Source organism: Pseudomonas paraeruginosa PA7, from assembly GCF_000017205.1.
Lineage (GTDB): Bacteria > Pseudomonadota > Gammaproteobacteria > Pseudomonadales > Pseudomonadaceae > Pseudomonas > Pseudomonas paraeruginosa.
Genome location: NC_009656.1, coordinates 2561067 through 2586544 on the forward strand (window position 1 = coordinate 2561067; position 25478 = coordinate 2586544).

A 25478-nucleotide genomic window follows, 5' to 3' on the forward strand; every position below is an offset into this window, starting at 1 on the left:
AGATTTCCCCACAGCGGCTTCACTAGCATCCCGGGCTTCCTGCAAGGAGGTGCTGGGCGATGAAAGGGTGTATGGGTAGGGGGCGCTGGCGCTGGGCGCTGATGCTGCCGGTGCTGGTGTTCCTGCTGGGCGAGTCTGGCGGGCCGCGGGACCAGCGGCGCGCCCCGGCGGGGCCCGCGCAGGCGCGCTACGAGCAGGCCCTGGAAGGCGCGCTGCGCGGCGAGCGTGGCGCCGCGCGGCAGGCCGAGGCGCCAGCGGCCGACGTCACCGAGGCGGGGCCCCCGGCACGCCTGCGCAACGGCCTGCGTTCGCTGGCGCGCCTGGCGTTCTGGGGCACCTACGGCCCCCCGGCGCTGTTCAGGCCGTGAGCGGTCAGGCCTTGAACTGCTCCATCAGGCCCTGCTGGTGGTTGGCCAGGCGGTTCAGCGATTGACTGACCTGGGCCGATTCCTCGGCCTGGCTCGACAGCGACTCGGTGACGTCGCGGATCGCCGCGACGTTGCGGTTGATCTCCTCGGCCACCGAGCTCTGTTCCTCGGCGGCGCTGGCGATCTGCAGGTTCATGTCGTTGATCACCGTCACCGCCTCGCCGATCCGCTGTAGCGCGGCCACCGCTTCTTCCACTTGCTCGACACTGCCCTGGGCCTGGCGATGGCTGCCGTGCATGGCGTCGACCACGTCGCGGGTGCCTTGCTGCAGGCCTTCGATGACCCCGCGGATCTGTTCCACCGAGTCCTGGGTGCGCCGGGCCAGGTTGCGCACCTCGTCGGCGACCACCGCGAAGCCGCGCCCGGCGTCGCCGGCGCGGGCCGCCTCGATGGCCGCGTTGAGCGCCAGCAGGTTGGTCTGCTCGGCGATGGCGCGGATCACTTCCAGCACCGAGCCGATTTCCTCGCTGCTGCTGGCCAGCTGCTCGACCTGGCCCATGGCGCCGGTCAGGTTGGCGGCCAGGCTGTCGATGCCCTGGGTGGTACGGTCGATCAGCGCCAGCCCGTCGCGGGTCGCCTGGTCGGCGCCGCGCGCGGCGTCGGCGGCCTGGGCGGCACTACGGGCGACGTCCTGGGCGGTGGCGGTCATTTCGTGGGAGGCGGTGGCGACCTGGTCGATCTCGCGGAACTGCTGCTGCATGCCGGCGCTGGTCTGGCTGGAGATCGCCGCCGACTGGTCGGCGGTGCTGCGCGCGTCGCGCACCGAGACCTTCACGTCACGGATGATCGGTTGCAGCTTGTCGAGGAAGCGGTTGAACCAGCCGGCCAGCTCGCCCAGCTCGTCGCGGCCGGTGTGCGGCAGGCGTTGGGTCAGGTCGCCTTCGCCGCTGGCGATGTCGCGCAGCATGTGGGCGACGCCGAGGATCGGCCGGGTCACGCCACGGGCGGTCAGCCACAGGACCAGCAGGCCGAGCACCGCCGCGCCGAGGCCGAGGCCCAGTTCGACCCAGGTGCCTTCGCGGCGCATGTCGTCCAGCTGTCGCTCCAGCGCCAGTGCCGGGCCGAGCAGGGCGCTCTTGGGTACTTCGAGGAGAACGCCCCAGGGTTTGGCGCCGGGAATCGGCTGCAACGGTTGCAGCACCTTGAGGTCGTCGCTCTCGTTGAACAGCTGGCTCTTGCCGGCGGCCAGCAGTTGCAGCAGCTCGCCGGCGTGCTGCGGATCGGCCTTGGCCAGGTTCTGCCCGAGCAGGCCGGCATCGTGGCTGTTGCCGGCGAACAGCCCGGCGGGACTGAGGATGCCGACCCGGCCAACGCCGTCGTAGAGTTCGCGATTGCCCTGTTCGCTGAGCGCCTGCAGGCTGCTCAGGTTGATGTCCAGGCCCATCACGCCGATCACCTTGCCATCCAGTTCGAGGGGGAAGGCGATGCTGGTCATCAGCAGTTGGCGCTCGCCCACCTTGTCGAAATAGGGATCGAGCACGCAGGGCTGCCCGCTTTCCTTCGGGCAGGTGTACCAGGCGTTGTAGGGGGCGCCGCTGGGCCCGGTGCTGGTGTCGGCGAGTTCGGACTCGACCATCGACTCGGATTCCAGCTGTCCCGGCGTGGCCTGCGCCCAGTACAGCGAGAAGCGACCCTTGTCGTTGCTGCCGAGGGCGGGCTGGTCGACGAACAGTTCGTCCTTGCCGTCCAGTGCGTTGGGCTCGAACACCACGTACAGGCCGAGCACCTCGGGATTGGCGGCCAGTGCGGTGCGCACCTGGCGGGTCAGGTCCTCGCGCAGGTCGTAGGCGTCGAGGAAACGCTTCTGCGCCTGGTCGCGGAGGAACAGGATCTGCCGCGAGAAGCCCTTGCCGTACTGGAAGGCGTCCATGAAGTAGCGCTGGATGCGCAGCGCCTGCAATTCCCCGCGGGCTGCCAGGCGCAGGCGCGCCGATTCGTCGAGCATCTGCGTGCTGGCGCTTTTCACCAGCACGGAGCTGTGCTGCATGCGGTAGACCGAAAGGCCGACCAGCAAGGCGACCACGCCGAGCAGGCAGAGCCCTGCCAGCAGGGTGATCTTCCATTGGATGGACAGGCGGCGAAGGAGCATGGGAGGGGTCCTTGTACGAAGAAACTGCGGGGGCCCAGGAGATATCGGCAGGGCGCTTCCATTCTTGACAGTGGCCTGTTGACTGGCGCCGGAATGCCGTCGTTCGGCGAATGGCAGGCAAGAAGCGTGCACAACGGATCACAGCCAGGCGACATTCGCCTATGCGCGGCTTTGACAGGGGCGGGCGGCTGTAGCAGAGTACGCCCCTTTTTTCGGCCGCAAACGGCCGGCTTCGTTTCATTCGCAAGGAGTTCAACGATGAACGCAGTGGTGCTGGCGGTAGGGCTGATGCTCGTCCTCAGCCTTTGCCGTGTGCATGTCGTGCTGGCGCTGATCATCGGCGCGGTGGTCGGCGGGCTGTTCGGCGGCCTCGGCCTGGAGGGCACCCTGAAGGCCTTCAACGGCGGCCTCGGCGGGGGCGCCACGGTGGCCCTGTCGTACGCCATGCTCGGCGCCTTCGCCGTGGCCATCGCCCGCTCCGGCGTGGCCCATGCGCTGGCCGACAGGGTCCTGGCGCTGCTCGGCCGGCACGACGCACAGGGCAAGGGCACCGGCGCGTTCAAGTGGATCCTGGTGGTCCTGCTGCTCTGCGTGGCGGTGTCCTCGCAGAACATCCTGCCGATCCACATCGCCTTCATCCCGCTGCTGGTGCCGCCGCTGCTCTATGTCTTGAGCAAGCTGCAGATCGATCGCCGGCTGATCGCCTGCGTCATCACCTTCGGCCTGATCACCCCGTACATGTTCCTGCCGGTAGGGTTCGGCAACATCTTCCTCAATGAAATCCTGCTGGCCAACGTGGCGCGCAATGGCGTCGACATCAGCGGGATCGACGTCACCCACGCCATGTTCATCCCGGCCCTGGGCATGCTCGCCGGACTGCTCGTCGCGGTGCTGTTCAGCTACCGGCGCAAGCGCGCCTACGACCTGCAGAAGATCGAGCGGGCCGAACGCGTCGATGTCGCCTACAACCCGAAGAGCCTGGCGGTGGCCGGGGTCTCCATCGTCGCCGCGTTCGTCGTGCAGCTGTGGCTGGACTCGATGATCATCGGCGCGCTGGTCGGTTTCGTGGTCTTCTCGCTGTCCGGCGTGGTGCGCTGGAAGGAGGCCGACGACCTGTTCACCGAAGGCATGAAGATGATGGCCACCATCGGCTTCATCATGATCGCCGCGGCCGGTTTCGCCGAGGTGATGAAGGCCACCGGCGAGGTGCAGAGCCTGGTCGACGCCTCGGTGGCCTGGATCGGCAACAGCAAGGCGGTCGGCGCCATGCTGATGCTGCTGGTCGGCCTGCTGGTGACCATGGGCATCGGCTCGTCGTTCTCCACCGTGCCGATCATCGCCGCGATCTTCGTCCCGCTGGCCGTGCAGCTGGGCTTCAGCCCGCTGGCCATCGTCAGCATCGTCGGTACCGCCGGCGCCCTGGGCGACGCCGGCTCGCCGGCCTCGGACTCCACCCTCGGGCCGACCTCCGGGCTCAACGTCGACGGCCAGCACAACCACATCTGGGACACCGTGGTGCCGACCTTCCTGCACTACAACCTGCCCTTGCTGGTGTTCGGCTGGGCCGCCGCGATGCTGCTCTGAGTTCCGTTCCAGGCGGTCGCCTGACGGAATGTCGGGCCGGCCGCTTAAGCTTCCGACGGGATTGCCGATGAATCGGGAATCCCGTTTTTTATTGGGCGTCATGCTAGGAGTTGATGATGCGTCTGACCCTGAAATCCAAAGTCCTCCTGCTGGCCATGGTGCCGGTGCTGCTCTTCGCCCTGGTGCTCAGCGGCGGCGCGGTGCTGATCCTGCACAACCAGGCCGATGCCGAAATAAAGGAAACCCGCGAGCGCCTGCTCGGCGACCGCCGCGCCGAACTCGAACACTACGTGCAGATCGCCATGGGCAGCATCCAGGCCGAGTACGACCGTTCGGCCAATGGCGACCTTGACGCCCGCGCCGAGGCCATCGCCCGCCTGTCGAAGATCAGGTACGGCAAGGACGGCTACATCTTCGGCTACGACTCCCAGGTGGTGCGCCTGTTTCGCGGCGACAGCCCGGTCGATGTCGGCAAGAGCTTCCGCGACCGCCGCGACCCCAGCGGCGTGTACCTCAACCGCGAGCTGGTGGAGGCGGGTCGCAACGGCAGCCACTACGTGACCTACACCTCGCCGCTGCCGGGCAACGAGAGCGTGATGGTGCCGAAGCTGTCGTACACCCTGTACCTGCCGAAGTGGGACATGGTGATCGGCTCGGCGATCAACCTCGACGGCGTCGAGGCGCAGCTGGGGGAGATCAAGCAGGCCATCGACGAGCGCATCGGCACCCTGATCGCCAGCATCGTCGGCATCGCCGGCGTGCTCCTGGTGGTGTTGCTGGTGGTCGGCCTGGCGCTGGCCAACGCGATGCTGCGGCCGCTGCACCAGATCCGCCAGAACCTCGACGACATCGCCGCCGGCGAGGGCGACCTGACCCGTCGCCTGCCGGTGACCAGCCACGACGAGCTGGGCGAACTGGCCGGATCCTTCAACCGCTTCGTCGAGAAGATCCACGGCCTGGTGCGGCAGATCGCCGGGATGACCGGCGACCTCAAGCAACTGGTCGAGCAGATGTCGGCCCAGGCCGAGCGCTCCGAGCAGGCCATGGAGCGCCAGCGCCACGAGACCGACCAGGTCGCCACCGCGATCAACGAGATGTCCGCCGCCGCCCATGAAGTGGCGCAGAGCGCCCAGCGCGCCGCCGAGGCCGCGCAGCAGACCGACCACGAAGGCCAGGCGGCGAAGCGCGTGGTGGACGGCAGCATCGAGCGCATCCATGCGCTGGTTGGCGAGATCCGCGACAGCGGCACTTCGCTGGACAGCCTGCAGCAGGACGTGCAGTCCATCGTCAGTGTGCTCGGGGTGATCCGCTCCATCGCCGAGCAGACCAACCTGCTGGCGCTCAACGCGGCCATCGAGGCGGCCCGCGCCGGCGAGGCCGGGCGCGGTTTCGCGGTGGTCGCCGACGAGGTGCGCGCGCTGGCCAGCCGCACCCAGCAGAGCACCCAGGAGATCCAGGGCATGATCGATCGCCTGCAGCAGGGCACCAACGCCGCGGTCGACGCCATGCGCCGCTCGGGCGAGGCCGGCGAGGGCACCAGCAGCCAGGCCAACCAGGCCGGCGACTCGCTGGACGCCATCGCCCAGCTGATCGCCACCATCAACGCGATGAACGCGCAGATCGCCAGCGCCGCCGAGGAACAGACCGCGGTGGCCGAGGAGATCAACCGCAGCGTGCACCAGATCGCCGGCGCCGTGGACAGCGTCGCCGACGAGGCCCAGCAGGGCGCGCAGACCGCCCGCAACCTGGCGCAGCTGGGCCAGGGCCTGGGCCGGCTGGTCGGGCAGTTCCGCATCTGAGCCTTCCCGCGTGACCGCTGCCGGCAAAAGAGCCAGCCGGCAGTGGTGCGCCACAGAGCCTTCCTGTCATTATTCGGCGAAGCCGACCGGCGCGCGTGAACGATCCGTGCCCGCCGGCTGACTAATGCTTTGCTTCCCACTGCCAGACGGATTGGACATGCTCGACACGAAACTGGAATCCCGGACCTTTCTCCTGTTGCTGGCGGTGGTCACGCTCGCCTTCGGCTGGCTGTTGCTGCCGTTCTACGGCGCGGTGTTCTGGGGCACCATCCTGGCGATCATCTTCGCCCCGGTGCAGCGCCGCCTGCAGGTGCGCCTGAAGGACCGGAAGAACCTCGCGGCGCTGATCACCCTGTCGATCTGCGTACTGATCGTGATCATCCCGGTGATCTTCATCGCCGGCTCGCTGGTGCAGGAAGGCGCGAGCGTCTACCAGCGGGTCAAGTCCGGCGAGCTGAACTTCGCCGCCTACCTGCAGCAGGCGGTGGCCGCCTTGCCGCCCTCGGTGCACCAGTGGCTGGAGCGCTTCGACCTGACCAACCTCGCCAGCCTTCAGGAGAAGCTTTCCTCGGTGGCCATGCAGGCCAGCCAGGTGGTGGCGACCAAGGCGTTCAGCATCGGCCAGAACACCTTCGACTTCGTCATCAGCTTCGGCATCATGCTCTACCTGCTGTTCTTCCTCCTGCGCGACGGTCGTGTGCTCGGCCGGCGGATCAAGCAGGCGGTGCCGCTGAGCCAGGAACACAAGCACCATCTGTTCGCCAAGTTCACCACGGTGATCCGCGCCACGGTGAAGGGCAACATCGCCGTGGCCGCCACCCAGGGCGCCCTCGGCGGCCTGATCTTCTGGCTGCTGGGCATCGAGGGCGCATTGCTCTGGGGCACCCTGATGGCCTTCCTGTCGCTGCTGCCGGCGATCGGCGCGGCGCTGATCTGGGCGCCGGTGGCGGCCTACTTCCTGCTCACCGGGGCGATCTGGCAGGGCGTGGTGCTGATCCTGTTCTGCGTGGTGGTGATCGGCCTGGTGGACAACATCCTGCGTCCGATCCTGGTCGGCAAGGACACCAAGATGCCGGACTACGTGGTGCTGATCTCCACCCTCGGCGGCATGGCCCTGTTCGGCCTCAACGGTTTCGTCATCGGTCCGCTGATCGCCGCGCTGTTCATGGCCAGTTGGGACCTGTTCACCGGGCGCGAGGAGGAACCGCTGGCCTGATCGCGGGCGCGCCGCGCGCCGAAGCAGAAGAAGCCGTGGCTCCAGCCACGGCTTTTTTCGTGGTGCGCTCCCCGCCGGAGGACGTTGCGCAGGCGCTGTCGGCACGGAGGAAGCGCCCGGTTTTATGAAATCCAGAATCCGGTCCGGATCCTGGAATCCCTCCCTCTCGGATGGCCGCAACGAGCGCTGCGAGGCGTGCCGAAGACCTCGGGTTTAATTTTTATCTTATTGATAATAAAAGACTTTTAATGAAGGCGTGAGGGCGCTTGCCTGGTTTGGCACGCGGCCTGCTATCTGGCTCCGAAACACGGCATTTCGCCCATATCGGAGTAGAACCTTGCTATCAGCTTTCCTTCACACCCCCCTGTTCGAACTACTGGCCCGCTTCTGTATCGACATCGTCGCGGCACTCGTGTTGATCTTCGGCATGTATTACCGGCGCCACCAGGACAAGGAACTGGTCACCGCCGCGGCGCTGTTCAACATCTTCGTGTTCGCCGTGCTGACCATCCTCTCCAGCGTCGAGTTCAGCGTCGCCGCCGGCTTCGGCCTGTTCGCCATCCTCGCGCTGTTCACCCTGCGCTCCGAGCCGATCAGCAAGATCGAGATCACCTATTTCTTCGGCAGCGTCGCCATCGCGGTCATCTGCTCGGTGCAGGGCACCACGCTGCCGCTGATCGCGGCGACGGTGCTGCTGGTGCTGCTGGGCGCCTACGTATTCGACCATCCACGGATCCTGCGCTCGGTGGAGAACATCAAGATCACCTTCGACCAGATCAACGTGCATGCGCTCTCCGACCCCGCGGCGATGAACGCCGACATCGCCGAGCGGCTCGGCGTGGAAGTGGTGTCCTACGAGGTCCGCTCCATCGATTACCTCAATGACACGGCCAGCATGCGGGTCTTCTACCGCAAACGTTGAGGACGACCGCCATGAACCTGCATACCGAGCCGCTCGCCTTCGCCCCGCGCCGCGCGGTGTCACGAGCCGACGAGGCTTGCCCGGCCCGTCCGGACCAGCTGTTCCGCGCCATCGGCCTCGAACGGCTCAATGCCACCGCCTCGATGCTGGTGCGCCGCGACAACAAGTACGTGGTTCGCGAGGAATGCCTGGCGCCGGCCTGGACGGAACTGGCCGAACGCTTCGACATGCTCGAGATCGACGGGACGCGCGACTTCACCTACGACACCTGCTATTTCGACGATCCCGCCCACACCAGCTACTTCGACCACCACCGTGGCCGCCGCCAGCGCTGCAAGATTCGCATGCGTCGCTACGTCGACGCCCGCCTGTGCTTCGCCGAGATCAAGCTCAAGGGCAAGCGCGGGCAGACCGAGAAACGCCGCGTGGCCTGCCCGCTGGAGCAATACGGGAGGCTGGACGAAGGCAGCGAGGCGCAGATCCGCGCGGCCTACCGCGAACTCTACGGTCGCGCGTTCGAGCAGGTGCTGGAGCCCGTCGTGTGGATGCGCTACCGCAGGACGACGCTGGTCGCCAGGGAGGGCGGCGAGCGCATGACCATCGACCGTGGCCTGGTGTTCATGGATGCCTCCGGCACCTGCCGGATAGACGACGACCTGGTCATCGTCGAGACCAAGTCGGGCAACGCCAACGGCATCGCCGACAAGATCCTCCGCGCCCTGCACCAGCATCCCACCAATGGCGCGTCCAAGTACTGCGTCAGCCTGGCCGCGCTGGGGAGGGTCGGCAAGTACAACAAGCTGCTGCCCGCGCTGCGCAAGCTCGACGCGCTTCCCGTCCGCGCCGCGTGGCCGGCGTGAGCCACGAACCGCATCCTGCCTCCTGCCAGGCTGTCCACCCACGCAAGGAAAACCCATGCATCGCAAACTACTGCCGACCGCCATCCTGGCCAGTCTCGCGCTATTGACGGCCTGCGACCGGGACGCCGATGTCGCCAGGACATCATCCGCACCGGCGCCATCCAGCGTGCGCTCCGATCCGACGCGCTTCGCCTTCCCCTCCACCGCGAGGGTGGACGGCGTCCTCCTGAGCGAGCTTTCCGGCCTGGCCTGGGACGCGGAGAAGAAACGCCTGTACGCCGTATCCGACACCGGCCACCTGTTCCACTTCCGCCTGCGCCTCGACGGTGACACGCTCGCCGAGCTCGAGCCGATCGCCGCCAGCGCCCTGCTGGATGCGCAAGGCGCTGGCGGCAACGCCGGGGAATTCAATGCGGAAGGCCTGGCGCTGCTCGATGCGGCGAACGGCCGGGCGGCTGGCGAACTCGTCGTCGCGCTGGAAGGCAAACCGTCCAGGCTCGCCCGCTTCAGCGTTGATGGCCGTCTGCTGGGCGAGTTGGAAGTACCGTCGCCAGCCGCCGACCTGAACCTCTATCGCAAGAAGGGCCGCGGCCTGGAGGCGGTGGCGATGCATCCCGCGCACGGCCTCCTGACCGCCCCCGAGTCGCCGCTGCTGGGACAGCCGGACGAGCGCCATGTGGTGTACGCCAGGGGGCGGCACTGGTCCTTCGCGCGGCAGTCGCCCGGCAGCCGGCTCAAGGCGATCGACGTGCTGCCGGATGGCAGCCTGATCGTCCTCGAGCGCAACAAGGCGGGCTCGAAGGACGCGCTGTCGGCCAGCGTGCGCCGCATCGATCTCGCCGCCTGTGGCGTGGACGGCCTGTGCGCCGCCGAGGTCCTGGCCATCCTTCCCGTCGGGCCGGACAACTTCGAGGGCATGACCCTGCTCGACTCCCGCCACATCCTGCTGGTCAGCGACAACGCCGGCCTGGTCAACCGGGACACGCTCTTCGTGCTGGTGGCCCGGCCATGAGCAGCCAACCACGGATTCCGGCGGAGCGCGGCATGAAGAAGACCCTGTTGCTCGCTTTGCCCATGGCATGCCTGGCGGCGGTGACGGACGCGGGCGCGTTCGAGATCAAGCTCGGCGGCCGCCTGCATCTCGACTACGCGGCGCACCGGGCCGACGTCAAGCCGCTGGACAATGGCTTCCTCGTGCGCCGTGCGAAGCTGGGTGTCGACGGCAGGCTCGTTGACGACTGGTCGTTCGAGCTTTCCTACGATTTTGCCGATCCCTATCAGGTCACCGATGACGGTTCCACCAAGGTGGGCAGGTTCAAGGATGGCTTCGACGACGTCGCGCTTCGCTACGAGGGTTGGAAGCCTGCCGATATAGACATCGGCCAGTTCAAGGTGCCGTTCGGGCTGGAGGAACTGACCAGCTCGAACAACATCGGCTTCATCGAACGGGCATTGCCGACCGCCGCCTTCGCTCCGGCGCGGCGGCTTGGCGCGGGGCTCGGCAGGAACCGCGAGCGCTACACCCTGTCGGCCATGGGCTTCGGCTCCTCCATCGATGGCGGCGACCAGGGCCGCGGTGCCGCGGCGCGGGCGACCTTCACCCCGGTCGACGGTGGCGCGGGCGGAACCCTGCTGCACCTGGGCCTCGCCGCGGTGGTCGAGCGCCCGAAGGGCGACGTCAAGTTCAATGCGCGGCCGGAATCCAGGGTCGCGGACGTGAAGCTGCTGAACACCGGCACGCTGCGCGATGTCGAGCGTATCGAGCGCGGCGGGCTCGAGGCCGCCTGGCGCTCCGGCCCGCTCTCGCTGCAGGCGGAATGGATGCGCGCCGCGCTGGAGCGCAGCCACGGCAGCCCCGATGCGCACCTGCGGGGCTGGTACGTGATGGGCAGCTGGTTGCTCACCGGTGAGTCTCGCCAGTACAGGAACGGTCGGTTCAGGGGCGTTCCGCTGCAGCGGCCGGGTGGCGCCTGGGAGCTGGTCGCGCGCTACAGCCATCTCGACCTCGACGATGGCAGGCTGCGGGGGGGCGAGGAGAGCAACCTGGCGCTGGGCGTCAACTACTACGCCACCAAGCACCTGCGTATCATGCTCGACTACATCGACGTGCGCAGTGAGCGCCGGGGCAGGAGGGACGACCCGGAGATCCTCGCGCTGCGCACGCAGCTGGCGTTTTAGGGGGCGCTGGCCCTCGTGGAGACCAATCTTGGCGAGAACCCGAATACTGATCGTCGACGACGAGGACAGCATCCGTTTCGGCATGCGCGAGTTCCTCGAGTCGCGAGGCTACGGCGTGGTCGATGCCGACAGCTGCCAGCGGGCCCGCGAGCTGTTCCAGGCGTCGCCGCCGGATGTCGCGGTCATCGACTATCGCCTGCATGACGGCAGCGCGCTGGACCTGTTGCGCGACTTCCGGCGAGTCGAGCCGGAGGTGCCGGTGATCGTTCTGACAGCCTACGGCTCGATCGACCTCGCCGTGCAGGCGATCAAGGAGGGCGCGGAGCAGTTCCTCACCAAGCCGATCGAGATGCCGGCGCTGCACGCCATCCTCACGCGCCTGCTGGACAACCGCCGGCTGCAGCGCCAGCAGCGGGTCGCCGCGACCCGCGAGAAGCGCGAGCGGATCGACCCGCTGTTCGGCGAGAGTCCCGCCATCCGCAAGCTGGCCGAGCAGGTCGAGAAGCTGATGGGCAGCGACAGCCCGATCCTCATCCTCGGAGAGACCGGCACCGGCAAGAGCCTGTTGGCCAAGTGGCTGCATCGGCACGGTCCGCGCGCCGACGAGCCTTTCGTCGACCTGAATTGCGCGGGCCTGTCGCCGGACTTCCTGGAAACCGAGCTGTTCGGCCACGAGAAGGGCGCCTTCACCGGAGCGAGCGCCAGCAAGCAGGGCATCCTCGAGATCGCCGATGGCGGCACGGTCTTCCTCGACGAGATCGGTGATGTCGATCCGCGCGTGCAGCCCAAGCTGCTCAAGGTGCTGGAGGAAAAGCGCTTTCGCCGCCTGGGCGCGGTACGCGAGCGTGAAGTCGACATCCGGCTGATCGCCGCCACCCACCAGGACCTCGCCGACAAGGTCAAGGCACGGACCTTCCGCAGCGACCTGTACTTCCGGATCAGCAGCATCCCGCTGACCATGCCCGCGCTGCGCGAGCGCCAGGAGGATATCCCCATGCTCGCGCGGATGCTGCTCGAGCGCCTGGCCGGCGATGCCGGCCGCAGCGCGCGGCTCAGCGAGGACGCCGAACAGGCGCTGCGTGGCTACGCCTGGCCGGGCAATATCCGCGAGCTGCGCAATGTGCTCGAACGCGCGGCGTTGCTGTGCGCTGGCGATACCATCAGCCGCCGCGACCTGCGCTTCGAGCCGGTCGCCCTCCAGGATGCGCCGGCCAGCGATACCAGCCTGACGCTGCAACAGGTCGAGCGGCAGCACATCAAGCGGGTGCTGCGCGAAGTGGGCGGCAAGGTCGAGCAGGCCTCGCTGCGCCTCGGCATTCCGCGCAGCACGCTCTACCAGAAGATCAAGATGCACGGGATCGTCGCAGCGCAGAACGAACCCGGCTGAGCCCGCATGCCGGCGCCTGGGCGCCGGCATGCGGAATTCACGGCGCGGCAGGGAGGAGCGCGACATGGTCAAGGCGAGGATCTACGCGGGCATCGCGATCATCGTGGTGTTCGGCGTGGTATCGATGCTCTACGTCTACCGCGGCCTGGAGGAGGTCGTCGGGCACCTGACCAGGCTCGAGCGCATCGGCGCGCCGTTCAGCATCGCCGCCCTCGAGATGGAGAAGAACGTCGGCGAGTACGCGTTCGGGGTATTGCAGTATCTGGCCCGGCCCGATCCGGAGATCCGCGCGGAGACCGTGAACGACAGCGACGACTTTGCCCGCTATCACGCCAGCTACATGCGGTTGAGCAGGAGCGGACGGGAAATCGAACTGGGGCGCCACCTCGCCAGCGACTTCGGCAAGCTCACCAGGATCGGCGCCACGCTGATGGATAGGAGGGACCGCCTCGACCGCGTCTTCGCGCGCGTGGCCGGCCAGTTGCAGCGGATCGAGGCGGTCGCCGGCCAGCCCCAGGCCTCGACGCAGCCGGGGCGGGAGCCGGACCGGAGGCGGGCGCTGGCCGCGCTGGCGAACCTGGAGGCGCAGGCGGCGAGCACGGCGTCCCGGCTTTCCGCCTTCGCGCACGGGCCGACGCCGCTGGCGACGCGCCAGGTGCTGGAGAGCCTCGACGCGCTCGAGCGGGCCGTCTCGGGTTATCGCCGCTTGCCGTTGGGGATAGCGGCGCGGCGGCGCGGGGACGAGGTCGAGGCGCTGCGCGTTCTGGTCAGGAATGGCGTCGAGGAATGGCTCGCCGGCGAGGACGCCCTGCATACCCTTGCCAGGGAATTCGCCAGGCTGCAGGAACACATCGACGATGTCTGCGACGAGGAGGTCGAGCCGCTGGCGGCGAAGGGGTTGACGGCTCCGCAGGAAGAGGCGGACCGAATCGCGCTGCGGGTGCTGGACATGCTGCGCTACGCGATTCCCCTCTACCTGCTGGTCGCGCTGGCCGTCGGCGCCTCGCTGGTGCTGGCGATCGTCCGGCCGTTGCGAACGCTGGCGTCGGGAACCCGGGCGATCGGTGCGGGCGACCTCGACTACCGCATCGCCGAGCGGGGCAGGGATGAGTTCGATGACCTCGCCCGGCAGTTCAACCGGATGGTGGCGCGGCTGCAGGAAAGCACGGTGTCCAGGGGACTGCTGGAGGACAGCGAGCGGAGGTTGCGGCTGACGGTCGCCGAGCTGCGCGAGGAGATCGCGGAACGCGAACGCTCCGAGCGCGAACGGGAAAAGCTGCAGGCGGAGCTACGCCGAAGCGAGGCGATGGCGGCCATGGGCAGCCTGGTGGCGGGCGTCGCCCACGAGGTGCGCAATCCGCTGTTCGGCATCTCCTCTACCCTGGATGCGCTGGAGGCGAGCGCCAACGGCGGCAGGGGCGGCGAGCGCCACCGGGAAGTGCTGCGCCGCGAGGTGGGACGGCTGAACAAGTTGATGACGGACCTGCTCGAATACGGCCGTCCACCGGGCGAGGCGTTCGCCAGCGGCCGCCTCGGCCAGGTCATCGCCGAGGCGGCGCGCATATGCGGCCCGGCCGCCGAAGCGGCGGGCGTGGACATCGTCCAGCGGGTGGACGGTTGCGACGGCGCACTGCTGATGAATCATGGCCGTTTGCTGCAAGTCTTCGTCAACCTGATCGAGAATGCGGTGCAGCACGCGCCGGCCGGCAGCCAGGTGACGGTGGCCGCCAGGATGCTCGCGGACAACGGCCAGCGCTTGGCCGAGTGCCGGGTGGAGGATTCCGGCGCCGGCTTTGCGCCGCAAGACCTGCCGTTCATCTTCGATCCTTTCTTCACCCGGCGACGCAAAGGCACCGGGCTTGGCCTGGCCATCGTCCAGCGCATCGTCGAAGAGCACAAGGGCTCGATCGAGGCTGGCAACGCCGCGCAAGGTGGCGCGGTCATGCGCCTGCGCCTGCCCATCCCGGACTGAGTGCCGGCGCGTTCATGCCGCGCTGGGGTACGGCTTGAGCGCGCAGGTGGCAAGGAAGGTCGGCATGAAGCGGTCGATGACGAAGCGCGGGTGCGGCTGCCAGTCTTCGTAGAAATCCTGCAGCAGCAGGCCGGCGGCGAGCTGGCCGGCGATCTGCTGGGTCAGGCTATGGCCGAACACCAGCGCTTCGCCTTTCTCGCGCTTCGCCGCGAGGGCTTCGGCGGAGAGGCTTTCCAGGTCGGAGTAGGGCAGGCGATGTCGCGGCCGGATCAGGCCCTGCTCTGCCAGTTCCGGCGAGCGGTCCTCGATGAACAGCGCCGGGTTGTAGAAGCTCGCCAGCAGCTTGCCGCCCGGCCGCAGCACCCGCGCGCATTCGCGCCAGACCGGCAGGACATCGTCGACGTAGAGATTGGAGATGGGATTGAAGACCAGGTCGAAGGAGGCATCGGCGAAGGTCGAGAGGTCGCGCATGTCGCCCTGCACGCAGGCCAGTTCGAGGCGATCGCGGGCGGCGACCTGGCGGTCCTTGTCCAACTGTCCCGCCGAGGCGTCGAACAGTGTGACCCGTGCGCCGGCGGCGGCGAGGATCGGCGCCTGCTGGCCGCCGGCCGAGGCCAGGCAGAGGATCTCGCGGCCGCGTATGTCGCCCAGCCAGTGAGCGGGTAACGCGCCCGGGGTCAGCTTCACCGCCCAGTCGCCGCGGCGTGCGGCGGCGACCTCCTCGGCGCCGACCGGGCGCGACCATTCGCAGTCACGGGCGGCCTGGGCGTCCCAACTGGCGCTGTTGTGTCGCAGGATGTCGATATCGTGGAAGGTGGGCATGAGGCCTCCGGGTTCATCCATGGAGCGCGGAGCATGCCATGGCAGCGGGGGAGGGGGCGTGGGACGGGCCAAAGAAAAACCCCGCCGAGGCGGGGTTTTTCGTGGAGCGGGCGACTCAGCCGGCGAGGGCCAGGCCGGAATGCTGGAGGATCTCCAGCAGCGGCTGCGGGTAGACGCCGAGGAAGAATGCCAGCAGGGCGATGGCCACCAGCATGATGCCGCCGGCGCGCTGGCCCCAGTTGAACGGCGCGTCGTGCTGGCGGATGCCCGGCTCGACCAGGAACAGGGTGACCATGACCCGCAGGTAGTAGTACAGGCCGATGGCGCTGCCCAGCACCAGGGCGCCGATCAGCCACCACAGGTGCGACTCGACGCCCACCGCGATCACGTAGAACTTGCCGATGAAGCCGGCGGTCAGCGGGATGCCCGCCAGCGACAGCATCATCACGGTCATCACCGCGGTCAGCACCGGCCGGCGCCAGAACAGGCCGCGGTACTCGAACAGCGCATCGGCGTCGCGACCGCTGTACGGGGTGGACATCAGGGTGATCACGCCGAACGCGCCGAGAGAGGTCAGCACATAGGTCGCCAGGTAGACACCGACCGCTTCCACCGCCATGCCCTTGCTGGCGATCAGGGCGACCAGCAGGTAGCCCAGGTGGGCGATCGACGAATAGCCGAGCAGGCGCTTGATGTTGCTCTGGGTCAGCGCCAGCAGGTTGCCGAAGAGGATCGAGGCGACCGCGATGACGCTCAGGGAGATGTTCAGCAGTTGGTTGTCCAGGGCCGCCGGGGCGATCTGGAACAGCCGCAGCAGCACGGCGAACACCGCGACCTTGCTGGCGGTGGCGAGGAACGCCGAGACCGGCGCCGGGGCGCCTTCGTAGACGTCCGGGGTCCACAGGTGGAAGGGCACCAGCGACAGCTTGAAGCCCAGGCCGACCAGCATCATGCCCACGCCTACGCCGACCAGCGGACCGCTCAGCACGTGCTCGGCGACCTTGGCGCCGAGACCGGCGAAGCCCAGGGTACCGGACTCGGCGTAGAGCAGGGCCATGCCGAACAGCAGGAACGCCGAACCGGCGGCCGACAGCACGGTGTACTTGATGCCGGCTTCCAGCGAGCGCTTGTTGAAGAAGGCGTAGGCGACCATCCCGTAGACCGGGACCGAGAGCAGCTCCAGGCCGATGAACAGGCTGGCCAGGTGCTGCGCGCTGACCAGCACCAGGCCGCCGGCGGTGGCCAGCAGCAGGAGCAGGTACAGCTCTTCGCGGTTACCCGGATAGCTTTCCATGTAGGCATGGGCGAGGGTCACGCAGGCCAGGGCGGAGACCAGCACCAGGGCCATGTAGAAGCAGGCGTAGTTGTCCACCAGCACCAGCGGGGTCACCTCGATCGGGGTGACGCCGAGGACCGGCAGGATCGACAGCAGGGCCAGGTTGAGGCCGATCACCGACAGGGTGGCGGTGAACGAGTGATTGCGTTTCCAGGCTACCGCGAGCATCACCACCACCAGGGTGGCGCTGGTGATCAGCAGTGGCAGGAGCGCGATGAAGTGTTGGATCGTAAAGGTCATTTCGCGACTACCGTCCTGCAAGGGTGGAAAGGGCTGCGCCCAGCCATTGCTGCACGCCGTGCATGCTGGCCGCGGAGATGTCCAGCACCGGCTGCGGGTAGACCCCGAGCAGGACCAGCAGCACCGCCAGGCCGAGCACCATGCTCAGTTCGCGGGCGTCGAGGCCGAGGATCGGCTCGTCGGACTGGCTGGGGCCGAAGTAGGCGCGATGGATCATGATCAGCGAATAGACCGAGGCGAAGACCAGGCCGAAGGTGGCGATCACGATGATCACCGGGACCACCTTGAAGGCGCCGATCAGGATCAGGAACTCGCCGACGAAGTTGCCGGTGCCGGGCAGGCCCAGCGACGCCGAGGCGAAGAACAGGCTGATCGCCGGCAGGTACGGCATGCGCGACCACAGGCCACCCATCTTGCGCATGTCGCGGGTGTGCAGGCGCTCGTAGAGCTGGCCGCAGAGGATGAACAGCGCCGCGGCGGAGAGGCCGTGGGCGATCATCTGCACTACCACGCCTTGCAGCGCGACCTGGCTGCCGGAGTAGATGCCGATCATCACGAAGCCCATGTGCGAAACGCTGGAGTAGGCAACCAGGCGCTTGATGTCGGTCTGCGCGAAGGACAGCAGGGCACCGTAGAAGATGCCGATGATGCCGAGCCACATGGCGATTGGCGCGAATTCCGCCGAGGCGTTGGGGAACAGCGGCAGGGCGAAGCGGATCAGGCCGTAGGCGGCGGTCTTCAGGAGGATGCCGGCGAGGTCCACGGAGCCGGCGGTGGGCGCTTGGGCGTGGGCGTCCGGCAGCCAGGAATGCACCGGCACCACCGGCATCTTCACCGCGAAGGCGACGAAGAAGCCGAGCATCAGCAGCCATTCCACGTGCGGGCTCAACTGGGTCTTCAGCAGGGTGGCGTAGTCGAAGGTGATCACGCCGGTGGCATTGAAGTTGACGAACACCAGGCCGAGGATCGCCACCAGCATCACCAGGCCGCTGGCCTGGGTGAAGATGAAGAACTTGGTGGCGGCGTAGATGCGGGTCTTCTTGCCGTCATCGGAGCTGTGTCCCCACAGCGCGATGAGGAAGTACATCGGCACCAGCATCATTTCCCAGAAGAAGAAGAACAGGAACAGGTCGATGGCGAGGAACACGCCGATCACCCCGCCCAGGATCCACAGCAGGTTCAGGTGGAAGAAGCCGATGCGGCGCTGGATCTCGTTCCAGGAACAGAGGACCGAGAGCACGCCGAGCAGACCGGTGAGGGCGACCATCAGCAGCGACAGACCGTCCATCGCCAGGTGCAGGCTGATGCCGAGACGCTCGATCCACAGCACCTTGAACTGCAGGGTCCATTCCGGCTCGCCGCCGGGCGCGGGCGCCAGCTGGAAGTCGCCGGTGGCCCAGATCCACAGGCTCAGGATCAGGACCAGGGTCATCGAAAGCAGCGCGATCCAGCGGGGCAGGGTCTTGCTGCTGTGTTCGGCGATCCAGCAGAGGAAACCGCCGATGAAGGGGATCAGGATTAGCCAGGGCAGAATCATGACAGGCTCGTTCTCTCCGTGAATTCGTTAGGCCAGCAGCAGCGCGCCGAGCAGGATGGCGGCGCCACCCACCAGGGAAGCGGCGTACCAGCGCAGGCGGCCGTTCTCGGTGAGGCTGAGGAGGTTGTGTCCGCCGCGCACGCTGAACGGAACGACGCCCAGGGTACGGTCGATGGGGTCGCGCCCCAGCAGTTGGCAGAGCAGCAGGTAGGGTTTCACGAACAGCTTGTCGTACAGCCAGTCGAAGCCCCAGGCGTGGTACCACCAGGTACCGAAGAAGCGACCCGGGGCGCTCTTCGCCAGGGCGCTGACGAAGCGGCGCTGGCCGAGGAACAGCAGGGCGGCCAGCAGGATACCGGCGATGGCGATGGCACCCGAGGCCAGTTCCAGGCTGTGCTTGGCTTCGCCACCGGCGTGGCCGACGCTTTCCGGCAGGACGCCGGCCAGCGGCGGGGTGATCAGGGCGCCGACGAAGGTCGACAGGACGATCAGCACGCTGAGCGGCAACCAGTGGGAAATCCCGTGGCCGGCGTGGGCTTCGGTCTTCGGCTCGCCGTGGAAGGCGACGAAGATCAGGCGGAAGGTGTAGATCGAGGTCAGGAACGCACCCACCAGGCCGGCGATCAGCAACTCGCGATGGCCGCTGGCGAAGGCCTCCCAGAGGATCTCGTCCTTGGAGTAGAAGCCCGCGGTGAGGAAGGGGAGGGCGGCCAGCGCCGCGCCGCCGACCACGAAGCTGGCGTAGGCCAGCGGCAGCTTCTTCCACAGCCCGCCCATCTTGAAGATGTTCTGCTCGTGGTGGCAGGCGACGATCACCGCGCCAGAGGCGAGGAACAGCAGGGCCTTGAAGAAGGCGTGGGTCATCAGGTGGAAGATCGCCGCGTCCCAGGCGCCGACGCCGAGGGCGAGGAACATGTAGCCGATCTGGCTCATGGTCGAGTAGGCGAGGATGCGCTTGATATCGGTCTGCACCAGGGCGGCGAAGCCGGCCAGGACCAGGGTCACCGCGCCGACGATGCCGACCAGTTCGAGGATGTCCGGGGCCAGGGTGAACAGGCCGTGGCAACGGGCGATCAGGTAGACGCCCGCGGTGACCATGGTGGCGGCGTGGATCAGCGCGGAGACCGGGGTCGGACCGGCCATCGCGTCGGCCAGCCAGGTCTGCAGCGGCAGCTGGGCGGACTTGCCGACCGCGCCGCCGAGCAGGGCCAGGGTCGCCAGGGTCAGCCAGAGGTTGCCTTCCGGGAACTTCTGCGGCGCCAGCACCAGCAGTTCCTGGATGTTCAGGGTGCCGAACTGCTGGAACAGGATGAACAGGCCGAAGGCCATGAACACGTCGCCGACACGGGTGACGATGAACGCCTTCAGCGCCGCGTTACCGTTGTTGCGATTGCTGTAGTAGAAGCCGATCAGCAGGTAGCTGCACAGGCCCACGCCTTCCCAACCGAAGTAGAGGAACAGCAGGTTGTCGCCCAGTACAAGGAACAGCATGCTGGCGATGAACAGGTTGGTGTAGGCGAAGAAGCGCGAATAGCCGGCTTCGCCACGCATGTACCAGGAGGCGAACAGGTGGATCAGGAAGCCGACGCCGGTAACTACGCCGAGCATGGTTACCGAGAGGCCGTCCAGGTACAGGGTGAAGCTGGTGCTGAAATCGCCGGCGGCCATCCACTGCCATAGCACCAGGCTGTAGGCGCCGCCTTCCGGCGGACTGCTGTGGAAGCTGAAGATGGCCCAGGCCGCGCTCAGCGCGGAGAGGCCGACCGAGCCGACGCCGACCAGCGCGGAAAGGTTTTCCGACCACCTGCCGCGGGAGAACGACAGCAGCAGGAAGCCGACCAGGGGGAACAGGAAGGTAAGAGGTAGAAGGTTCATCCGCGCATCTCGCTGGCAGCGTCGATATCGAGGGTGTGGAAGCGGCGATACAGTTGCAGCAGGATCGCCAGGCCGATGCTCGCTTCGGCGGCCGCGAGGCTCAGCACCAGGATGAACATCACCTGGCCGTCGGGTTGGCCCCAGCGGCTGCCGGCGACCACGAAGGCGAGGGCGGCGGCGTTCATCATCACTTCCAGGCTCATCAGTACGAACAGGATGTTGCGTCGCACCATCAAGCCGACCAGTCCGAGGGCGAACAGGACGCTGGCGAGGGCCAGGCCGTGTTCCAGTGGTATTGCGTTCATAGCGTTACGTTCCCTTGGGGCGGGCGCAGGGCGCCCGCCGAACCTTTATTGTTTGGCGTCTTGACGACCCAGGTGATAGGCAGCGACCAGGGCCGCGAGCAGCAGCATGGAGGCCAGTTCGACCACCAGCAGGTAGGGGCCGTAGAGGCTGATGCCGACCGCCTTGGCGTCTACCGTGGTATGGCCGATACCGGCACCGCTCGGGGTGCGGGCCAGGACCACCAGCAGCTCCACCAGCAGGACCAGGGCCAGGGCCGAAGGCCCGACCCAGATGCCGGGCGTGAGCCACTTGCGCTCCTGCTCGACCACGGCCGGGCCGAGGTTGAGCATCATCACCACGAAGACGAACAGAACCATGATGGCGCCGGCGTAGACGATGATCTCCAGGGCGCCGGCGAAGGGTGCGCCGAGGCTGAAGAAGGTCATCGAGATGGCCAGCAGGGAAATGATCAGGTAGAGCAGGGCATGCACCGGGTTGCTGTTGGTGATGACCCGCAGCGTGGCCAGTACGGCGACGCCGGCAGCGAAATAGAAAGCGAATTCCACGCGACGTCTCCTTATGGCAGCAGGCTTTTCACGTTGATCGGTTCGGCTTCGTTCTGCGCGGCGCCTTTCGGCTTGCCGGCGATCGCCATCCCCGCAACGCGGTAGTAGTTGTAGTCCGGGTTCTTGCCCGGACCGGAGATCAGCAGGTCGTGCTTCTCGTATACCAGGTCCTGGCGCTTGAACTCGCCCATCTCGAAGTCCGGGGTGAGCTGGATCGCGGTGGTCGGGCAGGCTTCCTCGCACAGGCCGCAGAAGATGCAGCGCGAGAAGTTGATGCGGAAGAACTCCGGATACCAGCGACCGTCCTCGGTCTCGGCCTTCTGCAGCGAGATGCAGCCGACCGGACAGGCCACGGCGCACAGGTTGCAGGCCACGCAGCGTTCCTCGCCGTCGGGGTCGCGGGTCAGGACGATCCGGCCACGGTAGCGCGGCGGCAGGTAGACCGGCTCCTCCGGGTATTGCAGGGTGTCGCGCTTGCGGAAGGCATGGCCGAAGATCATCACCAGGCTGCGAAGCTGGGTGAAGGTGCCATGCACGACGTTGATGATTTCTTTGATCACGGTGGTTCTCCTTACTGGGCCGCGGCCAGCACGAGCGCGCCGGTCACCAGCAGGTTGATCAGGGTCAGCGGCAGGCACACCTTCCAGCTGAACGCCATCACCTGGTCATAGCGCGGACGCGGTAGCGAGGCGCGGATCAGGATGAAGAGCATGATGAAGAAGCCGGTCTTGGCGGCGAAGTAGAAGAACGACAGCCACGGCAGGGTGTCCAGGAACGGACCGTGCCAGCCGCCGAAGAACAGGGTCGCCAGCAGCGCCGAAACCAGCACGATGCCGATGTACTCGCCGACGAAGAACATGCCCCATTTCATCCCGGCGTACTCGATGTGGTAGCCGTCCGCCAGTTCCTGTTCCGCTTCCGGCTGGTCGAACGGGTGACGGTGGGTCACGGCGACGCCGGCGATGATGAAGGTACAGAAACCGAAGAACTGCGGGATGATGAACCAGACGTTGTCGATCTGGTACTGGACGATGTCGCGCATGTTGAACGAGCCGACCTGGGCGACGATGCCCATCAGCGACAGGGCCAGGAACACCTCGTAGGAGATGGTCTGGGCCGAGGCGCGCAGGCTGCCGAGCAGGGCGAACTTGTTGTTGCTCGACCAGCCGGCGAACAGCACCGCGTACACCGTCAGGCCGGCCATGGCGAAGAAGAACAGGATGCCGATGTTCAGGTCCGCCACGCCCCAGGTGGGGGTGATCGGCACGATGGCGAAGGCGACGAGCAGGGCGCCCATCGCGATCACCGGGGCCAGGGTGAAGATCATCTTGTCGGCGAACGGCGGGGTCCAGTCCTCCTTGAAGAACATCTTGATCATGTCCGCGCCGAGCTGGAACGCGCCGAACGGACCGACCCGGTTGGGGCCGTAGCGGTCCTGCCAGAGGCCGAGCAGGCGGCGCTCGACCCAGCTGAGCAGGGCGCCGCAGATGACCACGGCGAGCAGCACCACGATGGCCTTGACCACGGTGAGGATGATGGTGACCAGAGCGGGAGTCAGCCAACTCATTGTGCAGCCTCCTGCAGATCTTCCACGGAGCAGCCGGCGATCGCCGCCGGAATGCCGGCGAAGCCGACCGGCAGGCCGATCAGGCCGGCGCCGAGTTGTTCATCGATGCGCAGCGGCAGGCGCAGGGCCTGGCCCTTGAGCTGGAAGCCGAGGGTCGCGCCGTCGTTGACGCCGAGGCGGTCCGCGTCTTCCTTGGACAGGGCGACGTAGGTTTCCGGGATGCGCTGCTGGATCGGCGTGGCCCGCGAGCTGTTTTCCTCGCTGCCGAACAGGTGGTACAGCGGCACTACCTTCCAGCTGTCGGCCTTGGCGCTGAACGGCACCGGCACGGCCTGGAACCAGTCGAGGCCTTCGCCCTTCGGTTCGATCAGGCGCACGCCGGGGTCGCCGGCGCGCAGGTGGCCGCCGACCTCGTCCTGGAACTTGTTCCAGGCCTGCGGCGAGTTCCAGCCCGGCGACCAGGCGAACGGGATCTGCTGACGGTCTTCCTGGCTGCCGGAGTAGCCTTCCATGGAGAAGGCGAACGCCGAGTCGATGTCCTGCGGGGTGCGCGGCTCGTGCACGCTGATATTGGCGCGCATGGCGGTGCGCCCGCTGTAGCGGTGCGGTTCGCGGGCCAGCTTGAGACCCTTGATGCGGAACGAGGCGGCCGGCGCGGCGTCGCGGATGCCGGCCAGGACCGGCTTGGCCTCGGCGACGGCTTCGGTGACGTGGTCCAGCTGGGTCCAGTCGACGCGCCTGCCCTGCAGGGTGCTGTGGATCGCATGCAGCCAGCGCCAGCCCTCGCGGACCAAGTTCCTGGCGTCGTAGTAGGTCGGGTCGAACACCTGGAAGAAGCGCTGGGCGCGGCCTTCCTGGCTGACCAGGGTGCCGTCGCCTTCGGCGAAGCTGGCCGCCGGCAGCACCAGGTGCGCCTTGGCGGTGGTGGCGGTCTGCTGGTGATCGGCGACGATCACCACCTTGGCCGCCGCCAGGGCTGCGTCGACACGGGCGGCGTCGGTGCGGCGGTAGAGATCGTTCTCCAGCACCACCACGGCGTCGGCCTGTCCGGAGGTCAGTCGCTCGAGCGCGGCTTCCACGGAGTCGCCGCCGAAGAGCGCCAGGCCGAGGCTGTTGGCTTCGCCGACCACCAGGCTGATGGAACCGTTCTTCTCGCGCTGCTTGAGAGCCTTGGCGATGTTCGCCGCGGCTTCGATCAGTGCCTTGTTGCCCAGCGAGTTGCCGGACACCACCAACGGACGCTTGGCCGCCAGCAGGGCATCGGCGATGCGCTGGGCGAAGGCCTGGGCCTGCGGGTCGAGGTCGGCCACGGGCGGGGCGCTCGGATCGATGGCATGGGCCACGGCGAAGCCGAGGCGAGCGAGGTCGTCCGGCGCGGCGTGCACGGTTTCCTCGGCGACGTCGTCGAGGCGGGTCGCGCTGACGCTGGCGATGAACAGCGGGTTCTGCGCGTGCTGGGCGATATTCTTCACCGCGGCGTCGAGCCACGGCTGGACCTTCATGTCGGCGGCCATCTCGACGGCCTTGCCCTTCACCGACTGGCGCAGGGCCAGGGCGATGCGGGCGGCGGTCTGGGTCAGGTCCTCGCCGAGGACGAAGACCGCGTCGTGGTCCTCGATGTCGCGGATGCTCGGCACCGGTAGCGGGCCTTCCTGCATGACCTGCAGGATCAGGCGCAGGCGGTCGAGCTCGCCTTCGTTGATGCCGCTGTAGAAGTTGCCTTCGCCAACCAGTTCGCGCAGGGCGAAGTTGCTTTCCAGGCTGGCGCGCGGCGAACCGATGCCGATCACCTTGCGCTCCTTCAGCAGGGCAGCGGCCTGGTCGATGGCGCCGTCCAGGCCCAGCTTCTGCTTGCTCAGCACCAGCAGCGGCTGGCGCGGACGGTCTTCGCGGTTGACGTAGCCGTAGCCGAAGCGACCGCGGTCGCAGAGGAAGTAGTGGTTGACCGAGCCGTTGTAGCGGTTCTCGATCCGGCGGATCTCGCCGTAGCGCTCGCCGGGGCTGATGTTGCAGCCGCTGGAGCAGCCGTGGCAGATGCTCGGGGCGAACTGCATGTCCCACTTGCGGTTATAGCGCTCGGAGTGGGTCTTGTCGGTGAACACGCCGGTGGGGCAGACCTCGGTGAGGTTGCCGGAGAACTCGCTTTCCAGCACGCCGTCCTCGACCCGTCCGAAGTAGACGTTGTCGTGGGCGCCGTAGACGCCGAGGTCGGTGCCGCCGGCGTAGTCCTTGTAGTAGCGCACGCAGCGGTAGCAGGCGATGCAGCGGTTCATCTCGTGGGCGATGAACGGGCCGAGTTCCTGGTTCTGGTGGGTGCGCTTGGTGAAGCGGTACCGGCGCTCGTTGTGGCCGGTCATCACCGTCATGTCCTGCAGGTGGCAGTGACCGCCTTCTTCGCACACCGGGCAGTCGTGCGGGTGGTTGGTCATCAGCCATTCGACGACGCTGGCGCGGAACTGCTTGGCCTCTTCGTCTTCGATGGAGATCCAGGTGTTGTCGGTGGCGGGGGTCATGCAGGACATGACGAGGCGACCACGCTTGTCGTTCTCGTCGGTGTACTGCTTCACCGCGCACTGGCGGCAGGCGCCGACGCTACCGAGCGCCGGGTGCCAGCAGAAGTAGGGAATGTCGAGACCGAGGGACAGACAGGCCTGCAGGAGGTTGTCTGCACCATCGACTTCGAGCGTCTTGCCGTCTACGTGGATAGTGGCCATGGTTCAAGTCTTCGTTGGCCCGTTGTCAGCGGGCGTGGCTAATAGAAACTCACGGTTCCGTCGGGCCTGCGGCGGGGCCGCGGCACGACGACGAAACATCG

At 67.3% G+C, this 25478-nt stretch carries 20 protein-coding genes; 10 read left to right on the forward strand and 10 right to left on the reverse strand.

Features of this window, described 5'->3' with window-relative positions:
* Nucleotides 1–59 precede the first annotated feature (59 nt).
* Nucleotides 60–368, forward strand: a complete 309-nt coding sequence (locus tag PSPA7_RS12185) for a hypothetical protein (protein ID WP_012075426.1) — start codon at nt 60–62, stop codon at nt 366–368.
* Between the two features lie 4 nt (nt 369–372).
* On the opposite strand, the gene tlpQ is transcribed toward PSPA7_RS12185, so the two are convergent.
* Nucleotides 373–2517, reverse strand: coding sequence for a methyl-accepting chemotaxis protein TlpQ (gene tlpQ, locus PSPA7_RS33115; RefSeq protein WP_012075427.1), 2145 nt, complete (start codon nt 2515–2517; stop codon nt 373–375).
* Between the two features lie 258 nt (nt 2518–2775).
* Between tlpQ and PSPA7_RS12195 the strand changes: the two genes are divergently transcribed.
* The 9 genes from PSPA7_RS12195 to PSPA7_RS12235 all read left to right on the forward strand — a co-directional run bounded on the left by PSPA7_RS12195 (nt 2776) and on the right by PSPA7_RS12235 (nt 14435).
* The gene (locus PSPA7_RS12195) at nt 2776–4101 is read left to right on the forward strand and encodes a Na+/H+ antiporter family protein (protein ID WP_012075428.1); all 1326 of its coding nucleotides are present in this window, start codon (nt 2776–2778) and stop codon (nt 4099–4101) included.
* 113 nt (nt 4102–4214) lie between these two features.
* A complete protein-coding gene (gene ctpM, locus PSPA7_RS12200) occupies nt 4215–5900 on the forward strand; it encodes a methyl-accepting chemotaxis protein CtpM (RefSeq protein WP_012075429.1) in 1686 nt (561 codons plus the stop codon).
* Between the two features lie 157 nt (nt 5901–6057).
* On the forward strand, nt 6058–7116 hold the full coding sequence (locus PSPA7_RS12205) for an AI-2E family transporter (protein ID WP_012075430.1): 1059 nt from the start codon (nt 6058–6060) through the stop codon (nt 7114–7116).
* Nucleotides 7117–7453: 337 nt separating this feature from the next.
* Nucleotides 7454–8038: a DUF4956 domain-containing protein gene (locus PSPA7_RS12210; RefSeq protein WP_003154306.1), complete on the forward strand. Its 585-nt coding sequence runs from the start codon at nt 7454–7456 to the stop codon at nt 8036–8038.
* A gap of 11 nt (nt 8039–8049) precedes the next feature.
* Nucleotides 8050–8898 (forward strand): polyphosphate polymerase domain-containing protein, encoded by an 849-nt coding sequence (locus PSPA7_RS12215; protein ID WP_012075431.1) that lies wholly within the window; start codon nt 8050–8052, stop codon nt 8896–8898.
* A gap of 55 nt (nt 8899–8953) precedes the next feature.
* Complete coding sequence (locus tag PSPA7_RS12220) at nt 8954–9910, forward strand: esterase-like activity of phytase family protein (RefSeq protein ID WP_012075432.1); 957 nt, start codon at nt 8954–8956, stop codon at nt 9908–9910.
* 32 nt (nt 9911–9942) lie between these two features.
* Nucleotides 9943–11076, forward strand: coding sequence for an OprO/OprP family phosphate-selective porin (locus PSPA7_RS12225; protein WP_041025334.1), 1134 nt, complete (start codon nt 9943–9945; stop codon nt 11074–11076).
* Between the two features lie 28 nt (nt 11077–11104).
* Complete coding sequence (locus tag PSPA7_RS12230; protein WP_012075434.1) at nt 11105–12463, forward strand: sigma-54-dependent transcriptional regulator; 1359 nt, start codon at nt 11105–11107, stop codon at nt 12461–12463.
* A 64-nt stretch (nt 12464–12527) separates the two neighbouring features.
* The gene (locus PSPA7_RS12235; protein WP_012075435.1) at nt 12528–14435 is read left to right on the forward strand and encodes a sensor histidine kinase; all 1908 of its coding nucleotides are present in this window, start codon (nt 12528–12530) and stop codon (nt 14433–14435) included.
* Between the two features lie 12 nt (nt 14436–14447).
* Here PSPA7_RS12235 and PSPA7_RS12240 read toward each other — a convergent pair whose 3' ends face one another.
* From PSPA7_RS12240 to nuoG, 9 genes are all read right to left on the reverse strand, one after another.
* Nucleotides 14448–15257 (reverse strand): class I SAM-dependent methyltransferase, encoded by an 810-nt coding sequence (locus tag PSPA7_RS12240; RefSeq protein ID WP_012075436.1) that lies wholly within the window; start codon nt 15255–15257, stop codon nt 14448–14450.
* Nucleotides 15258–15372: 115 nt separating this feature from the next.
* Nucleotides 15373–16833, reverse strand: coding sequence for an NADH-quinone oxidoreductase subunit NuoN (gene nuoN / locus PSPA7_RS12245; protein ID WP_012075437.1), 1461 nt, complete (start codon nt 16831–16833; stop codon nt 15373–15375).
* 7 nt (nt 16834–16840) lie between these two features.
* Nucleotides 16841–18370 carry an NADH-quinone oxidoreductase subunit M gene (nuoM, locus tag PSPA7_RS12250; protein ID WP_003152490.1) on the reverse strand — a complete coding sequence of 510 codons (1530 nt, stop codon included), beginning with the start codon at nt 18368–18370 and terminating at the stop codon, nt 16841–16843.
* A 27-nt stretch (nt 18371–18397) separates the two neighbouring features.
* Nucleotides 18398–20245, reverse strand: a complete 1848-nt coding sequence (nuoL, locus tag PSPA7_RS12255) for an NADH-quinone oxidoreductase subunit L (protein ID WP_012075438.1) — start codon at nt 20243–20245, stop codon at nt 18398–18400.
* Nucleotides 20242–20550 carry an NADH-quinone oxidoreductase subunit NuoK gene (gene nuoK, locus PSPA7_RS12260; protein WP_003090475.1) on the reverse strand — a complete coding sequence of 103 codons (309 nt, stop codon included), beginning with the start codon at nt 20548–20550 and terminating at the stop codon, nt 20242–20244. The genes nuoL and nuoK overlap by 4 nt, the downstream gene beginning before the upstream one ends.
* Before the next feature lie 45 nt (nt 20551–20595).
* The gene (gene nuoJ, locus PSPA7_RS12265) at nt 20596–21096 is read right to left on the reverse strand and encodes an NADH-quinone oxidoreductase subunit J (protein ID WP_003090473.1); all 501 of its coding nucleotides are present in this window, start codon (nt 21094–21096) and stop codon (nt 20596–20598) included.
* A gap of 11 nt (nt 21097–21107) precedes the next feature.
* The gene (gene nuoI / locus PSPA7_RS12270) at nt 21108–21656 is read right to left on the reverse strand and encodes an NADH-quinone oxidoreductase subunit NuoI (protein WP_003090467.1); all 549 of its coding nucleotides are present in this window, start codon (nt 21654–21656) and stop codon (nt 21108–21110) included.
* A gap of 11 nt (nt 21657–21667) precedes the next feature.
* Nucleotides 21668–22663, reverse strand: a complete 996-nt coding sequence (gene nuoH, locus PSPA7_RS12275; protein ID WP_003152492.1) for an NADH-quinone oxidoreductase subunit NuoH — start codon at nt 22661–22663, stop codon at nt 21668–21670.
* Nucleotides 22660–25377, reverse strand: a complete 2718-nt coding sequence (gene nuoG / locus PSPA7_RS12280) for an NADH-quinone oxidoreductase subunit NuoG (RefSeq protein WP_012075439.1) — start codon at nt 25375–25377, stop codon at nt 22660–22662. The genes nuoH and nuoG overlap by 4 nt, the downstream gene beginning before the upstream one ends.
* Nucleotides 25378–25478: the final 101 nt, after the last annotated feature.

Bases quoted from the DNA above. Each gene is read 5' to 3' on its own strand.
- PSPA7_RS12220 (WP_012075432.1), top strand. From the start codon at position 8,954: ATGCATCGCAAACTACTGCCGACCGCCATCCTGGCCAGTCTCGCGCTA.
- ctpM (WP_012075429.1), top strand. From the start codon at position 4,215: ATGATGCGTCTGACCCTGAAATCCAAAGTCCTCCTGCTGGCCATGGTG.
- tlpQ (WP_012075427.1), bottom strand. From the start codon at position 2,517: ATGCTCCTTCGCCGCCTGTCCATCCAATGGAAGATCACCCTGCTGGCA.
- PSPA7_RS12235 (WP_012075435.1), top strand. From the start codon at position 12,528: ATGGTCAAGGCGAGGATCTACGCGGGCATCGCGATCATCGTGGTGTTC.
- PSPA7_RS12195 (WP_012075428.1), top strand. From the start codon at position 2,776: ATGAACGCAGTGGTGCTGGCGGTAGGGCTGATGCTCGTCCTCAGCCTT.
- PSPA7_RS12240 (WP_012075436.1), bottom strand. From the start codon at position 15,257: ATGCCCACCTTCCACGATATCGACATCCTGCGACACAACAGCGCCAGT.
- nuoN (WP_012075437.1), bottom strand. From the start codon at position 16,833: ATGACCTTTACGATCCAACACTTCATCGCGCTCCTGCCACTGCTGATC.
- nuoL (WP_012075438.1), bottom strand. From the start codon at position 20,245: ATGAACCTTCTACCTCTTACCTTCCTGTTCCCCCTGGTCGGCTTCCTG.
- nuoM (WP_003152490.1), bottom strand. From the start codon at position 18,370: ATGATTCTGCCCTGGCTAATCCTGATCCCCTTCATCGGCGGTTTCCTC.
- nuoG (WP_012075439.1), bottom strand. From the start codon at position 25,377: ATGGCCACTATCCACGTAGACGGCAAGACGCTCGAAGTCGATGGTGCA.
- nuoH (WP_003152492.1), bottom strand. From the start codon at position 22,663: ATGAGTTGGCTGACTCCCGCTCTGGTCACCATCATCCTCACCGTGGTC.
- PSPA7_RS12215 (WP_012075431.1), top strand. From the start codon at position 8,050: ATGAACCTGCATACCGAGCCGCTCGCCTTCGCCCCGCGCCGCGCGGTG.
- nuoK (WP_003090475.1), bottom strand. From the start codon at position 20,550: ATGAACGCAATACCACTGGAACACGGCCTGGCCCTCGCCAGCGTCCTG.
- PSPA7_RS12225 (WP_041025334.1), top strand. From the start codon at position 9,943: ATGAAGAAGACCCTGTTGCTCGCTTTGCCCATGGCATGCCTGGCGGCG.
- PSPA7_RS12205 (WP_012075430.1), top strand. From the start codon at position 6,058: ATGCTCGACACGAAACTGGAATCCCGGACCTTTCTCCTGTTGCTGGCG.
- PSPA7_RS12185 (WP_012075426.1), top strand. From the start codon at position 60: ATGAAAGGGTGTATGGGTAGGGGGCGCTGGCGCTGGGCGCTGATGCTG.